This window comes from Paenibacillus uliginis N3/975 (genome assembly GCF_900177425.1).
GTDB classification, from domain to species: Bacteria; Bacillota; Bacilli; order Paenibacillales; family Paenibacillaceae; genus Paenibacillus_AQ; species Paenibacillus_AQ uliginis.
Genome location: NZ_LT840184.1, coordinates 3,023,974 through 3,039,484, shown reverse-complemented (window position 1 = coordinate 3,039,484; position 15,511 = coordinate 3,023,974). Strand labels below are relative to the sequence as shown.

14 protein-coding genes are annotated in these 15,511 nt (G+C 41.5%); 1 reads left to right on the top strand and 13 read right to left on the bottom strand.

Annotated features, from left to right (window positions below; all coding sequences use genetic code 11):
* Positions 1-179: 179 nt before the first annotated feature.
* The 8 genes from B9N86_RS14295 to B9N86_RS14260 all read right to left on the bottom strand — a co-directional run bounded on the left by B9N86_RS14295 (position 180) and on the right by B9N86_RS14260 (position 10,686).
* Positions 180-983, bottom strand: a complete 804-nt coding sequence (locus tag B9N86_RS14295; RefSeq protein ID WP_208919865.1) for an undecaprenyl-diphosphate phosphatase — start codon at positions 981-983, stop codon at positions 180-182.
* Positions 984-1,512: 529 nt separating this feature from the next.
* Positions 1,513-2,199, bottom strand: a complete 687-nt coding sequence (locus tag B9N86_RS14290) for a cyclase family protein (protein WP_208919864.1) — start codon at positions 2,197-2,199, stop codon at positions 1,513-1,515.
* A gap of 505 nt (positions 2,200-2,704) precedes the next feature.
* Entirely contained in the window at positions 2,705-3,148 is a 444-nt protein-coding gene (locus tag B9N86_RS14285; RefSeq protein WP_244563091.1) for a hypothetical protein, read from the bottom strand.
* Between the two features lie 106 nt (positions 3,149-3,254).
* Positions 3,255-3,431, bottom strand: a complete 177-nt coding sequence (locus B9N86_RS14280; RefSeq protein WP_208919863.1) for a helix-turn-helix domain-containing protein — start codon at positions 3,429-3,431, stop codon at positions 3,255-3,257.
* An 83-nt stretch (positions 3,432-3,514) separates the two neighbouring features.
* On the bottom strand, positions 3,515-4,522 hold the full coding sequence (locus B9N86_RS14275; RefSeq protein ID WP_280175000.1) for a S41 family peptidase: 1,008 nt from the start codon (positions 4,520-4,522) through the stop codon (positions 3,515-3,517).
* Positions 4,523-5,426: 904 nt separating this feature from the next.
* Positions 5,427-6,659 carry a peptidase T gene (gene pepT / locus B9N86_RS14270; RefSeq protein ID WP_208919861.1) on the bottom strand — a complete coding sequence of 411 codons (1,233 nt, stop codon included), beginning with the start codon at positions 6,657-6,659 and terminating at the stop codon, positions 5,427-5,429.
* Between the two features lie 233 nt (positions 6,660-6,892).
* On the bottom strand, positions 6,893-8,377 hold the full coding sequence (locus B9N86_RS14265) for an alpha/beta hydrolase family protein (protein ID WP_208919860.1): 1,485 nt from the start codon (positions 8,375-8,377) through the stop codon (positions 6,893-6,895).
* Positions 8,378-8,637: 260 nt separating this feature from the next.
* Positions 8,638-10,686 (bottom strand): serine hydrolase domain-containing protein, encoded by a 2,049-nt coding sequence (locus B9N86_RS14260; RefSeq protein WP_208919859.1) that lies wholly within the window; start codon positions 10,684-10,686, stop codon positions 8,638-8,640.
* Positions 10,687-11,029: 343 nt separating this feature from the next.
* Here B9N86_RS14260 and B9N86_RS14255 point away from each other — a divergent pair, with 343 nt between their 5' ends.
* Positions 11,030-11,662, top strand: a complete 633-nt coding sequence (locus B9N86_RS14255; protein WP_208919858.1) for a TetR/AcrR family transcriptional regulator — start codon at positions 11,030-11,032, stop codon at positions 11,660-11,662.
* A 282-nt stretch (positions 11,663-11,944) separates the two neighbouring features.
* Here the strand turns inward: B9N86_RS14255 and B9N86_RS14250 are convergent, their stop codons facing one another.
* From B9N86_RS14250 to B9N86_RS14230, 5 genes are all read right to left on the bottom strand, one after another.
* Positions 11,945-12,484 (bottom strand): GNAT family N-acetyltransferase, encoded by a 540-nt coding sequence (locus B9N86_RS14250; protein ID WP_208919857.1) that lies wholly within the window; start codon positions 12,482-12,484, stop codon positions 11,945-11,947.
* 493 nt (positions 12,485-12,977) lie between these two features.
* Positions 12,978-13,163, bottom strand: coding sequence for a hypothetical protein (locus B9N86_RS14245; RefSeq protein WP_208919856.1), 186 nt, complete (start codon positions 13,161-13,163; stop codon positions 12,978-12,980).
* A 217-nt stretch (positions 13,164-13,380) separates the two neighbouring features.
* A complete protein-coding gene (locus B9N86_RS14240) occupies positions 13,381-14,559 on the bottom strand; it encodes a phosphotransferase (protein ID WP_208919855.1) in 1,179 nt (392 codons plus the stop codon).
* A gap of 229 nt (positions 14,560-14,788) precedes the next feature.
* Positions 14,789-15,091, bottom strand: coding sequence for a hypothetical protein (locus B9N86_RS14235; RefSeq protein WP_244563089.1), 303 nt, complete (start codon positions 15,089-15,091; stop codon positions 14,789-14,791).
* 82 nt (positions 15,092-15,173) lie between these two features.
* Positions 15,174-15,494: a hypothetical protein gene (locus B9N86_RS14230; protein WP_208919854.1), complete on the bottom strand. Its 321-nt coding sequence runs from the start codon at positions 15,492-15,494 to the stop codon at positions 15,174-15,176.
* Positions 15,495-15,511: the final 17 nt, after the last annotated feature.

The window sequence follows — 15,511 nt, the reverse complement described above, 5'->3', positions numbered from 1 at the left end:
TCAAGCGACGCATCCGTCGCCGTCCGGTGGGAACACCAATCTATTAATATCAGGTAGGCTTAGTATTGCTCTCGTAAAATGATTAAACTTTGTTCCATAACGTGCGAGATATGTACCTACTAAAGTAACCTGAATTGAATTCATTTCATAAGGAATTTGATCAAGTGACACTTCAGTGGTTACTGTATGACGATTAAATAGAAGAGAGCTGCTAAGACAAAACGGTATAGAGCAAACCATTCCAATCGAAGTCGCTTAATCAGTTTGATGAACGTCACTACTGCAATCATTGCCACAAGAAAGGATGTCGTAAAGCCAATTATCATTAGAAAGAAATCGTCAGAATTCAGCAAATCGCGACTGTCGTATAAATCCAACAAACTTGCACCAAACATAACAGGCACGGAAATAAGGAACGTAAAATCTGCGGCGGCTTTTTGGCTAGTGCCAAGTAAAAGGCCACCTGAAATCGTCGAACCCGATCTCGAAAATCCCGGCCACAAAGCCAAACATTGGAACAGGCCAATCCCGAAAGCTTGTTTATAATTTATCCCATCAATCGTATCAGCGGTTTCAGTTCTCCTACTCCGTGCTGCGATGATCATCAACAAGCCACCGACAACTAGACCGATCAAGACAGGGGTTGGGCCGAATAATTGGCTTTTTATTGTGTCCTTGAAGAGAAGATATAGGATTAATGCTGGTAACATAGCCAAAATCATATGAATTACATTTAATCCTTTACTTTGGGAAAAATCCATTCTAATCAGATTAGCCCCAATCTCCAAATACCTTTTCCAATAAAGAATTAGAACTGCCATCACTGCACCCAACTGTATAACAATTTTAAAAGTTATTGCAGCGTCTCCCTCAAAGCTAAGCAAATTGCCTGCTAAAATAAGATGTCCAGTAGACGATACCGGTAAAAATTCAGTTAAGCCCTCTATTATGCCAAGTATTATTGCTTTAACTACATCAGTCATCAGTGGACATCCCCCTTCGGAAATAAACTCGTTTAACACTTTCCAGTATAAGGGGGACATCTATATATTCCCATCGATTAACATAACAATATTCAATTCAGTATGACATAATTGTCACATTGCTCATTATTTTAGTCTTAAGTAACCCTTTGACTAAATAAATGGCAGGAAATCGATGGTGAAAAAGTTATCAATATAATCCTTAAAGCCCGGAAGTGCTTTGTACCTTTCCATAACTAATTATACTTAACCGATCCTGCCCCCCCCATTGTGGCTTGGAGTTACCGTATTTGTGTACTCGTTTCCATTGCTTTCATGAAACATCCGGAGTAATAAGATATTTCAAAGAACAAAAGGACAGACAGCTTGTTATAAGCCGTCTGTCCTTCTTTATAGACCAAGGCCATTCACTTCCCATCAATATCACCCCAAGTCAATTAATGTCATTATGCAGTATTAGCATCTTCTTCATTCCACATCCACTTGAAGAGCGTTCGCTGGACTTCTTGTCCTATCCCAGGAATGGTTTTTATTCTTCAATTTCAACGATGACGTTAACGACAGATGCATCATGGTCTTTAATGCGAAGTGGTGCTGTGAAGGCAGAAATGAGCTTTTTTCCGACCAATGGCGCTGGGTTAATGTCTTCATAAATGAGCATTGTCGGCTCTTTATACTTTTCATGGTCTAAGAAGGCATGGTGGACAAAATAGCCATTTCTTTTTGCTTCTGTTAAATTTTCAATGCTCAAGGTATCAATGGCCACGGCTTTGCAGTTTGGCAACTTTGTCCGGATGTATTCGGCGGCTTCAGGAGAGACAGCTGGGAAATTATTGGCGTATTTCTCGAAATCCGTATCCCGGTGTTTCCAATGGCCAGTGTTGAAGACCAGAATATCCGCTTCATACAGTTCACCATATTCCTCGAGCTTTTCGATGGTTATAAAGCCGTTCGGGCCAAGCGGGCAATCGATTAATAGTGGTTTTCGGTAGATGAAGTCTTCAATCGGAATAGTATCTATTCCCTTACCGTTATTCAAATGATGCCACGGGGCATCAACATGTGTACCGGCATGAAGATACATGCTTAACACACTTCCGTTCCAGTCATCCCCTTTATCCAAGCGCTCTCTAGGCTCTAATTTCACTTCTGGCAATCCTGGATAAACAGGCATTCCTTCATAAATTGGGTAACCAATTTCGACGTATTTTGACATACTAACACGCTCCTGTATTTTAGTTAATAAGTTTCGATACTTATTGATGATATTTTTTTAAAAATCCATTTATCTTATCTAATCACGTAGACTAAGTCCTTTTATTAGCCTATTAACATGATTTTCATCTTAAAATTAAATGCCATATAGTATATTATTGCAGGATTATATAAGGTTGAGTATTAAATTATAGATCACCTGAGGATCCTGAAGACAAATGGTCTCATAATCCAGACAGATGAAGAAAAAGCATTCAAACTTCTGTTATTAACCCTTTATTTTACATAATTAAAAGTTAAGCATTAAAATTAGATTTCCATCTAATTGGCTAAGGATGCAAGTTATTGTCCTCTTCGGCATAGTATATAAGTTCTTGTCATTTAGTAAAAAAGCCGCAATACGACTATCAATGTCTATATGTTCTTGTCGTCTGACAATATAACACCAATTTTTAATCGGAAAAAAAATAAGTTAAAAAACACAGCCGGCCCCAATGAGCCGGCTGTTAGTAATTTGCAATCCCCACAAAAATACTAAATATTTCGTTTCTCATACTTAAAGGGTTCTTCACACGAATAAATCTATGGAAAAATCCCAAATACGGGATATCGTCTTCCATGCATTTTATGCGATACGACAGCTCCTCATCACACTCCGGCTCTTCGCCGTTGTTTCGCATTACCTCGAACGCATCTATAATATTGTGGGTGATCTCTTCCAGCAGATTCCCCTTCAGGGAGCTGACTACATCCGAGACACTTCCGCCATGCTCGAATAAATACCTGATATACTCAACTTCGCCCAGAAAATCTTCCCGGCTTCTGTCATTTAAGAAGGCGATTCTGAGTATTTTTGCACCATCTCCCCCTTTCTCACAGTTATAAGCGACATTCCGCCCTCCGGCATGTGCCGGAATCAACTGGATTTCATAGCCCTCCAACCCGTACAACTCTGATATTAATGGAGTAAAAATGCATCACCGATTTTAACAACCTCGTTATAAGTCATCATATTAATTTCTCCTTTAGCTACTAACGTAGTTAAAAACTCTGTTATTATTTATTTTCATCAACGGTGGCACTGCCCACCGCCAGCAGTTGAACTCTCCTTTTTTCGTATTGCTTGATGTACTTGCCCACTGTTTCCCGATGGATCCCTGTCAATCTCGCAATCTCTCTGCGCGACCTTCCTTCGTAAATATGCATTATTAAAAATCTTTGCATCGTATTCATTTTGAGCATTCTCTCTCGGCCCCGCTACCTTCGAATGTCTTTATTAAGCTATCGTTCATAGGTTCATTTATAATACCAACCGTTCATTTATTTCCTTTCAGTTGTCTCAATTGATTTTCGGCTTCTTTTGCTAGAAATCCATATTCTTTGCTATCTTGGTAGTAATTAATTACATAATTAAGAGCAAGTTCATATGCCGTTTCGTATGCCTCGTTTTGAGTTGTCTTAACATCCGGAATAACGCCTGTTCCCTCCCAATTTGTTTGGGTAATGGGATTAATGGCCCGTCCATTCGGGATAAAGATGCTGAAATGCATTGTTAATTGATGAATGAAACCCGGATTGGCTCCTCCTGCCGTAACCTCTCCAACAACGGTAGCCCGCTTCAAGTTTTTCAGGTTGTAAGTAAACTCTTCAGCAGCGGAGAACGTTCTGTGGCTTGTTAATACATAGACAGGTTTATTTCCATACCGTTTTCCAGGAACGTAGGGTAACGTCCAAGACTGACTTAAATCATCTTTTGCTCTTGAATAAAAGCTGTTTAAATGAAAAGGTTCTGAATTAAACAAATAACTTGTTATAAAGGCAACCATAAACGGACTTCCGCCACCGTTATTCCGTACATCAAAGATGAGGGCGTCCGTGTTAGCCACCAGATTCATAGCATTTGCTGCAGTCTCCCCCGCGAACTCAGGATCATGAAAACCTCGAAGATCGATATAGCCGATGTTACCTGGACGTCTTTCAACTTTATGAAATCCATAATTATCAATCTTGGCTTTCAGGAGGTACTCGTCCTGTTGTACTCTCTCGCTCATCTTTTGATCCATAGACCTGTCTTGCTCCGTGTATCGTAATTTCAAATGTTTATCGTTACTTATTTCCCGAAGATCTATCGTAATCTGTTCGCAAAAAGCTTCGGGGCTTTTGATGGCTTCATAATCATTTCTGGTTAACTTTAGTTCCAAGTACTTTCCCATTTCTTTAGCAATATCAGGAAACACATAATGTTTATTTAACGCTTTGGCTAATGAATGTATAATTTCATCATGAGCCCAACCGTTCGTCTTGTTTGCTTGCACAAGAATCATCCCCTTCAAATTGATCTATTTATAGGATAATATTTTTCGAAATCCTACTTCCCTTTATTTCTTCAGGTTATTCCCACTATCCTGCCCGTTAGCTTAACAAGCTGTCGATGCTGAGTAACATTAGACACTCATCTAATCGGCTAAGTATATAAGTTCTTGTCATTGAGTTACGACAAGAACTTATATACTTAAAACAAAAAAACCGCAACTTATGCGGCTTTCAATGTCTATATGTTCTTGTCGTCTGACAATGATATAATAAAGAGAAGTGAAATCACACTTCTCTTTAACTTTACATAAACGCAATTTCTGCAAGCTAAGCGAATAATAATATTTAAATTCTCAGCAACAGTATTTTCTTTATCAATCATCAATATGATTGTATTTATTTCTTTTGATTCTTAAAATATTCTATAATTTCCTGAAAATATTCTTTTCCTAAACCTTCTCCTAATATATTTATAATCTAACATGTAACGGCTATATTCACCGATTAGAAGATCCGAATCAGCCGTTTTTAGCCTAATATGGAGTGTTCCGTACCAGAGAAGACCGCAACAGTCAGCAGCTCCGGTTTTACAATATTGCGGTACACCCGCTCCGTCTCATTCTAATCAACATGTATATCTTCTTCTCCCAGAAGCTTGGAAATATCTTTTCTCATTTATTTCAACTTTTAACCATATATCTCCAATTTTTATCATTGAACAGAAAATGCCATACTAAACTATTTTCCTGTATATGAGTATGGAATGACGAAACTTATGAAGCAATTCTTCTATCAGAAGAGGCAAGTTCGATATATTTAGCCAAATAGAAATTCTTTCATCTTTATCAAGCTATCGGCACAGTTATATATGAACGCTTGTCCTGCTAATATGCATGCTCGATGCTGCATACACCCTTAGGATCTTTGTTCATACAGCTTAACGATTTCGATGATGGTTTTCACAGCCAGCACCATGTTGTCAGCTGAAACATACTCGAACCGCCCGTGGTAATTTTCCCCGCCTGTGAATATATTCGGTGTTGGCAACCCCATGTAGGATAGCTGGGAGCCATCCGTACCACCGCGAATCGGCTGAATAATCGGCACGATTCCGAGGTTTTCTAGTGCTTGTCTAGCGATGTCCACTACTTCCATTACAGGCTCAATCTTTTCCCTCATGTTGAAGTATTCGTCTTTGATTTCGAGCTCAATTCGCTTATCTCCGTATTTTTTCTGTAATTCTTCTACGATACGAGCCAGCTCGGACTTTCTCTCCTTAAACCGATTATTATCGTGATCCCGGATCAAATAACGAAGCTGTGTTTGCTCGACGTCACCCTGAATGGAAGACAGATGATAGAAGCCTTCATAGCCTTCCGTCTTCTCAGGAGTTTCTTCAGCCGGTAGCCTTCCATGCAGCTCCATGGCTATTTTAGCAGCGTTGACCATTTTACCTTTGGCCGTGCCGGGGTGAACGTTCTTCCCTTTGCAAGTTATGATAGCTGATGCAGCGTTAAAGCTCTCGTACTCGATCCCGCCAAGAGGACCGCCATCCATCGTATAGGCATATACCGCGTCGAAGGCGGACACATCAAACTTATTTGGGCCTCTGCCGATTTCTTCATCCGGGGTGAAAGCCACTCTTACTTTCCCGTGTTTCAGTTCTGGATGTCGAATCAGATAAGCCATAGCAGTCATGATTTCGGCAATACCGGCTTTATCGTCAGCGCCAAGTAATGTGGTACCGTCTGTCGTTATTAACGTATGGCCTTTGTAGCCAGCCAACTCTGCAAAATCGCGCGGCGAAAGGACAATATTCAGTGCTTCATTCAAGACAATGTCTTGTCCGTTATAATTTTCTATGATTTGCGGCTTCACGCCAGCGCCGGTAAAATCGGTAGCCGTATCCATATGAGCAAGAAAACCGATTGTTGGAATCTCTTTGTCTGTATTGGCCGGAAGGGACGCCATTACATAACCGTTCGAATCCACCGTAACTTCCTGCATACCTATGGCTTTAAGGTCGTCTGTGAGCATTTGGGCCAACACTAGCTGCCCTGGTGTTGAGGGGCAAGTTTCGCTCCCCTCATCGGACTGTGTATCAACTTGTGTGTAAGAGATGAATCTATTCATGATCTCCGTTTTCATAGTCTTATCTCAACTCCAATACAATTAGTTATATAACAAAGCACTCCTGTTGATTTACCTAAAAATAGTCGCCTCTTCAACACCAGCTTTAACTTCTGCTTCTCTTGACTGGTTGTGTTTAGGGCTGATGCAGGAAGCAAACAGAGGCCACGGCGGATGCCTTTTATACTTCCAATTATTTCCACCTTTCCCCTCTGTCTGTTCTTCAGGCGGCGTTCACACCGGATAGAAGCTTATCCCTTTTCCAGAATATAATCATCATGCGTGCCAACAGCATTGTTCAATATCTGCAAGGGCTGCCCTTTCAGATAATGATTGAAGAAATCAAGCGTAAAATCGTTGACGAGCCGATGTGTCTCACGCGCGTTCACTCCCTGCGCCCACTCTATGATTGGAGAGATCAAAAAGAAATCGGAGAAGCTCATATGTAGCGTGTTGTGCAACTTCAGCCAGTAATTCCCGCCAACCTTTACCGGCGCATACCGAGCATTTAACTCTTTATTGTATCGTTCAACTTTGTTGTGGGTCGTGTCCAAGGCGGCTTGCTGATCGTCACTTGTGGCGCTGGAGCCCGCCAACTCGTCCTCCTCGTCCGAACTGATCATCAGGAACGGCTTGTTTATGCCAGCCGCCGGAATGCGGCGTTCACCGTACAGGGCTCCGTCCATATTGATGCCTGACCGAACCCGCGGATCACTTAGCAGCATCTGAACCGTAGTCGCCCCGCCGAACGAGTGTCCGAACATGCCAAGCCGCTTCATGTCCATTCGTCCCGTAAACCGCCGATCCGGGTCAGCGGCAGCGAGCTGTTCAAGTTGATCCAGCACAAACCGCACATCGTTCACCCAAACCTCGTTTGTCCTATCCGATTTTTCAAGTAGCTCTATCTCCGATTCTGTATTTTTCACCGAATCGTACAACGCAACCCGCCCATCCGGAAATATCGAAGCCATACTGTCGTAAGTATGATTGATTCCCGCCACAATGTAGCCATGGCTCACCAACTGCTCGACCTGGAACATGTTCTGACCCTCGAATCCGCCAAACCCGTGTGAAAAAATAAGTACCGGATACGCCGCTTCCGCATCGGACAGCACCGCGTGTTTAATCGCATGCGTACGGGCTTGTCCAAGGCTCGTCAAAAACAACTGCGGCAGACCAGACTCCCGCTGAAATGCCTCGGTATACACTTTGGAATCGGGCACATACGGCGCTCGGGTTCCCTTAGCGTCCTTGCTGGCCGGATACCAGATCTGTACTTTCAGTTCCCGCTTGGCCCCGGCTGCCGCCAAAGTGGACGTTTCTTTGCGGGTGTTGTCAATCCAATGATAAGCGACCGTGCCAATCCCATATGGGCCTGCCGGTTCATCGAATGTAAACACCGGTAACAGCAACGGCGCAGCAACGGTTACCGTCCCGTAGAAAAAGGCGGATAACAACGCTGCAATTCTGCGTACGCCGCGCTTTTGAATGCCCCCTTGCCCGGATCGGGCGCGCCGCCGAATGTCCAACAACAGCGCCCATAAAGGAGCAAGCGTCAATGCATAAGCGGGGATCAGGGGCCAGCGCCATCCATCAACCCAGCCCTGTACAACGAGAAGAACTGCCGAGACGGCCAATCCTCCCCACAATAACTGTCGCGACTTTTGTTGCCCGACAACCAGCCACAGCAACATAACCACATTAAACGTCACCAGTACAACTTCCATGATTCTCATCTGTTTATGACCTCCTCGAATACTGTCCGCCGAACAGGCAGTTCGGCAATATGTTACCACAGCGTATAACCTCCAGTAGCAGAGTCTTCAAAGAGGTTATAGCGGTGGAATACTACGGATATCGGAGAGTCAAAAGTCCTTACATTTTTTCCCCATCTCTAACTCCTACCCCTACCCCTACCCCCTACAAAATAATATACCAACAAAAGTTATAGGAGCAGAATAAACGCCAATACCGACAACGTAGTTTTGAGTACAGCTTATTTCATTGCTATTTTAAATTTCGATCCCGGCTCACCGGCAAATACGATCGTTCCGTTCTTGGGCAGCGTCAATTTGTTGTTGCCGTAGACAAGGCTATAGCTGATGCATGATCCTTGCTCGTCATATACCGCGAAAGCACCATTCGTTGGCAGTTTGACCGTCATCGTTTTGCCTGCCGCCGCTGCCGGGATAGTATACCATTTAGCATCCCCGTTCGCTGACACCGTGGCCTTGGACTGATTTCCTGCATAGATCGGTTTTACGTTCGCCTCGCTCACAAGTGAGTACCCGTTTACGTTCAAATATTCGATGCCGTCTTTCGTGTAGAACCGGGCTTCCGTCGTATCCCGGCCTGCTATTCCTGGGATTTGGATCTGACTCGTCGCCGTATTCGGACCTGTGATTTTTCTGTCCTCCCAATAACCCGGCAGACCGTCGGCGAGGCTAATTTCGATTGTCAGCTGCCCAAAGAAATACTCTTCGGAGCTGAATTTCTGGTTCACGACATAGAACTTAGCGCCTTCCCGTTTTGCCCAAGCTTCGGCGGTCTCCTTCGGCAGCACGTTGTCTTCCAGCTTCTCGGCCGCATACTCTGACGTTGCTAGCTGCCCCAATCCCGGCAATGTCTCATAGGCTCTCTTCCACAAATACGTGCGTCCGTTTTTCTCGGTGACGAAACTGACCTTGGAGGTTCCGTTCTCGTTAATAAAGCTTCCATCCGAAGTATATATATACTTCGTCTCCGGATCGTTTGCCATGGACAGTTCCCCGTCCTTGGTTATTTCTACTAGGGACTGCGTATTACTGCTGGCGTAATAGCCCGCTTGCTTCACTACATCATTGGGCATCTTGGCCTTAACCGGCTTGCCGAATGATTTATCCGGCTTGACGTTCTTGATTTCGCCCTTTTCCTTGAGCGCCAGCAGCAGCATTTCGCTTGCCAGCAGTTGATTCGTGCTACTGCTACCGCCGGATGATAACACGGCAGCCGCCATCTTTTTCTCAGGAAGCACGACGAGAGAAGCAGCATACGTAGAGATGTCCCCGCCTTTGGCCAAACCCTTTATTCCGTAATCATTGAACGGGTATAGCTTCACACTGTCCCAGCCGAGACCGTAATTGTTACTATCATCCGTATCTTCCGGCCAGATGCCTTTCTTGTATTCCTCCTGTTCCATCGCCCGAACCGACTTGTCAGAAAGGATATGATTTGCCTGTCCCATAAATATTTGCGAGAATCGTACCATATCTTCTGCTGTGGAATTAATCCCTCCTTCAGCGATCACATTAACAAAAATATCTGGAAGCTGCTCTTGGTAATCCGGGACATAGAACCGGGCAAGCTTACTTCCTTTCAATTTGTCCTGTGGTGTCTTCGTATGATTCATCTGCAATGGCTTTGTAAAATATTGATGAAGAAATTCGGTAAAGCTCATGCCGCTGACTCTTTCAACGAGAATCTCGGCAAGCGTGAAACCGCTATTGCTATACACCGAGAATGCTCCAGGGTCTGCCTTCAAGGTCTGGTCGGACAATGTCTGCAGAATGGTATCATGGGCATAGCTGTCATTATCCTCGAATAAAGAATCGCTCGTAGATCCAGTACCTCGCAGACCGGAAGAGTGGTTCAGCAGCATGCGCGGAGTAATGCGCTTATACCGTTCGTCCTTCATCTTGAAATCGGTTATATACTGGACGACGGGGGTATCCAGATCGATTTTCCCTTCGTCTACCAATTTCATGACGGCTGCGGCACCAAATACTTTACTGACCGAACCGATACCGTACAATGTATCCTTGGTCAGCGGCTCATCGTCCTTGCCAGTGTGGCCAGACACAGTGATTTTTCCATTGTCAATCAGCGCATACTGAACGCTAATCGTATGGGTGGATTCGATAAGCAGCGCAGCATTCTCGGCAGCGATTTTCTTCAATCCTTGGCTTGCCACAACGGTAGGGGCGACGCTGGAAGCCATTGCACCGGTTGGTGCAATCATAGTCAACGCAAGTGTAGCGGATAGCACCCAAGAAAGCCTTTTTTTCATGTGAATATCCTCCATATAAACTCAAAATGGTACGTGATGAAAATCCTTTTCTGTTTTCCCTACTTCCTCTTCAGAAGACTTAAAAATTGTGTAAAGCATATAAACAACGTCAACAATGCGAGTACGCTCGCAAAAATAAGTAACTTTCCCTTTTTCTTTTGGCCCTCTCCTTTCCTTTTATCAAAAGCAAAATTTCATAAAACTTAAAACAGGTGGCACACAAAACTAAAAACTAACCGAACGGTCAATTATATTTTATGCAAAACTGACCAATCGGTCAACATATTTGTTTTATGCTATAATAACTGAAGAAAATGTGACAACCATTCTAGGAGGAACGGTAATGATAGATGGTAGAGAAAAAAAGGGGAACAAAACAAAAGAAGCTTTATTACACGCTACAATCACTTTAATAGCAGAAAATGGGTTAGAAGCATTAAGTGCCAACAGCATAGCAAAGAAGGCAAATGTTAGTAAAGCAAGCGTGTTTCATCACTTTGGTTCTATGGAGACTATTCAACAAGAAGCTTTTATTTATGCTGATGTGTTAATGAGTGAAGCACTGGAACAAATTTATCAAGAAGCTAAGGAAACGGATTCTTTTGCGGATATTATGCTCAAATATTTTCTCTTCTTCATTGAAGAAAAAAATAAAGACTACTTAAATTTAATTAATGTTCAAATGCAATTTGTAGTGAAGTCTTCATATGATACGGAATTTGATGATCTTATCTATGGTAAAGACAGCGAAAAAACACCGTTTGATTTCTTTGAGATTTTAGTAAATGATTTTTATGGTGATACACTAGACGCGAATGACTTGGAGTTAGTAAATGATTTATTAGGAGCTTATATAAATGGATTTGCAACATTTTTTATTTCTAAAGCAGACACAGAATGGCTTGTTTTATTATGGAAAGAAAATATTAAAATGATTGAAATCTATATCCAATCATTAATCGAATCAAATTTATAATACATCATCTAAAAAAAGTAAAATTCAACTTTGATATGTTAAAATTATCCAAAAAATCCCTCGTCCTAAAGGCCAGAGCAAGTCGGGTCTCAAAGAATCGGAGGGATACTCTTGGAGAAGAACTTTTTTAAATCGAATTTTCTTCAGGTGCAGAATGCGTGTCCTTAACAAATGTCACAATTTGCTGATTAAATACATTTTTTATTTCTAAAGCAGACACAGAATGGCTTGTTTTATTATGGATATAATACCACTTTGAATACAGTTTTTTTGCACAGTTTGCTACGTAGCAACCTCTATTTGCATGACTTTACTGCTTTCTAAAAAGCCTAACGGCTCCACATAATACAAATCATAGATCTGTTGCGAATTATTTATCGATTTATATATTTGCTGGTTTATATCATTTGCTAATTTGGCATACGGTATTTTTTCTACCGCCTTCTTCGATCGAATATTTTGTTTTCGGATCTTCAAAAATACCGTTTCGATATTATGTTGAAGAAAAAGTTCAGCAAAAAAGGATTCCTTCGCTCGTTGGTTATAACCTTTTCCAAAATAAGGAGTTCCAATCCATGTGGCCAAGAAGCCTGTTTTATTAACAATATCGTATAGATCAATGGTACCAATGGGATGTCCCACATCGTTAAGAATCGTTCTAGAAATAATTGTCTCCTGTTCTTCTTCAACGATCAACCGTTTGGTTATGAATAAATATTCTTCATAAGATTGGCATTTATAACGAACGTAAGGAAAAACTGCAGGATCCATCATCAAGTTATACAGTGAATGGCATTCGTGCAAATCACGTTTTTTTAACATTGTATCTACCACCTAGTCCTTTTGATTCGCTATATCGAACAATTTAAGTATATAAAAGGACTTGGGGGATTTTATGAATTCTACATTTTCTTTTTGTAAAATTTATCGTAGCAATTGTATTCCATATCACTCTGGTGAACTCAAAAAGAATCGCCCGTTAGCTTAACAAGCTGTAGATGCGCCCAGACATTAGACACTCATCTAATCGGCGAAGTAACCAAGTTCTTGTCATTGAGTTACGACAAGAACTTGGTTACTTCAAACAAAAAAGCCGCATATAATGCGACTTTCAAAGTCTTCATTTTATTGTCGTCAGACAAACGTCGACCATGCTGTTTTTGCCCTCGACGTTCCTAACTTCTCAAACCGCAAAGCGAGTTCCTCCACGTAAGTATAAAAGTTGATTAGATAATTATCTAATCGGCTAAGTAGCAAAGTCTATATGTTCTTGTCGTCTGACAATGGAGCATGGCTCACATGTGGCTTATAATGTCTAAAATATAACTAAATCTGCAATAATTAGAATTATACCAATTGGTAGTGTAATTAAACCTCCAATTTTTACTGCTTCTTTAGTTCTAACTCCACATGGTTTTAGGCTTAAGATTATATCTGGAATTGTAATTTGTAATATAGCATGAATCACCGCCAGTATACCCAATAAGGATAAAGAGCCCATGCTTTCACATCCCTTCTACCAACCTTCTCCGTTCAACATATTTAGCCACTCCTTGAGTTGGTGCGCCTACATAACGTAGTAACTTCTGTCCGATAGTTGTTTTAGCCGTTGCATTGGACAACAGCCTTTATCATATAAACCGCATTTTAAGCGATTACATTACCTTCGCGGAAACGGCAGCCGTCGTGTACTCATTAAGCTATCGTTTCCCGTTAGTTTAATGGACGGTGCAAAACCCTAACTTAGGCATCATTAACTCAACTTCCGTATGCATGTCCTTTTGAATCGAGATAATCCTTTCAAGTCTGTATAAACGATCTTTAAGATTTTGGTTTTGTGGCTCTGTCTCCAACTGAGCTAACATTGAAAAGTATTTAGGAACTTCCCATACACTTCTTAAAGCCATACTTAAACAGAATCCATATCGCACTAACTTCTCATCTCCCTGCCAACCTGCGGTACGCAGTCCTTCTAAATAAGAATTATATAATGATGTTTGGAATTCATCATAATGGTCAGGCTGAATTATCCCTAGACTCATATTCACCCCAAACATCTTACCTAGATCCTCTCCAATACCTGAGATACTCAGAAATTGCCAGTCAATCAGCAATAGTTGAGGGGTGGAGTTATCGCTTGTCACAAGGAGCATATTCATTTGACTCAAGTCTTGATGTGCCAATACACGAGGCAATCGTTGAAGCGATTCAATAGCAATATCAAGTTTCCTAATGAGATTTTCATACCAAGCCCATATCGTTCTTAAATCATCATTAGATAATCTTTCAACATATGTATCAACACTGGGTGCATATTTACGGCTGGCTGTCGTCCATGATTTAAGCCAGGATTTGCATAACCAATCATAACGGGGTAATGCTTTGTCTCCCGTAATATAGGCACCATTAAACCGTCCTAATTGTCGTGCGATAAAGGAGAACTGTTCCACTGTACCTGCATATTCACCCTCGATGTGCTCCATCCATATCCATATTGTTTCGTCGGGTAACTCTTCAACCAAAAAGCATCTAGCGACCTTTATAAAATCCGGCAGCTCGTTCAAAATACCCGAATTAAACACGAGAGCTTCCCGTCGCCAATAATTGTGATGCTCTGCATAATTCTTCTCTACACTGTCCGGTTTAATCACCTTTACGATGACACTCCATGGTTTATCTTCACTATTCTGCAACCTTACTATTCCGTGCAAACAATAGATCCCAGATGTTGTGAAGTTTGGTGTTTTGTAACCAACATCGTCGCAGATAACATTCAGTGACTCTATTTCTTCTTCCACAAGGCATTTTTTAACACAGGCGTAGATCCGTTCACTTTTATTTTCAAAATCAATAATTGTATTATTTTTAATTGTTATATTTACCACCGCTCCATTCATCACCTTTCATTTCCTTAATAATCTTGTCATTTACACGACGACGATGCCTTGCATTTGACGCAATGCGTTCTCGCGATTAGGCGATTATACATATATTTCGATTTAATCAGTTGATTTCCTTGCTCCTCTGAGCAATAAGATCACCTATGCCAGCAACCTTTTCACCATGTTTGATTAAACTATCCTGCCCGTTAGCATAATTGAGTTTGATCTAAGGAGGTGCTTCTAGTTACTCCAGAAGCACATACGTATTTTCTGATTCCATCATTTCCTTTAGAGACTTACCTAAAGCATAATGATGTAGACTGTCCTTTTTTATAACACAAATGATATTTCCAGCTTCTCCTTTCGAGAGGTTAGTTAATTGGAGATAGTCATTGTTGTCATAGATATTCGATACCAGATAGTCGTAATAATCAAGAGACTTATCCTTCACATTTAATCCCACATTATATAACCTGACTTTTGTCCCTACCCAAATTTTTCTGTCGTCTTCTATATTTATTAAGGGAATCCACACATCGGTTTCCAAAAAAGCACTCCCTCACTTCGCTCTGCATTAGTATGAAAATTATTGTGGTTGGTCTTCAACATTCCTGCCCGTTAGTTGAACACTATTTCTCTTCTAAACAATTTTCACAATCAAAATCTGTCCAAGAATTTAATAATTTCATCCCACAAATTGTACAATTCCTTTCACCCGAATACCAAGAACCTGTTTTGTGGAACAAAGCGACGCTTTTATCCCAATGAATATTATCTTCGTGTATCGGCGGATATATATCACCTTTTTCATCGACTGGAGGTGATGGTTCATTCCCTGATAAGAAACCCTTAATCCAATACTTTGTATTTAAGGGCATGTCACCTATCTCCCCAAGCGAAACATTAAAGAACACATCTTTTTGCGGGCAATAACGCTGATATTCTCCCATGAAAAGTATGAGGATTC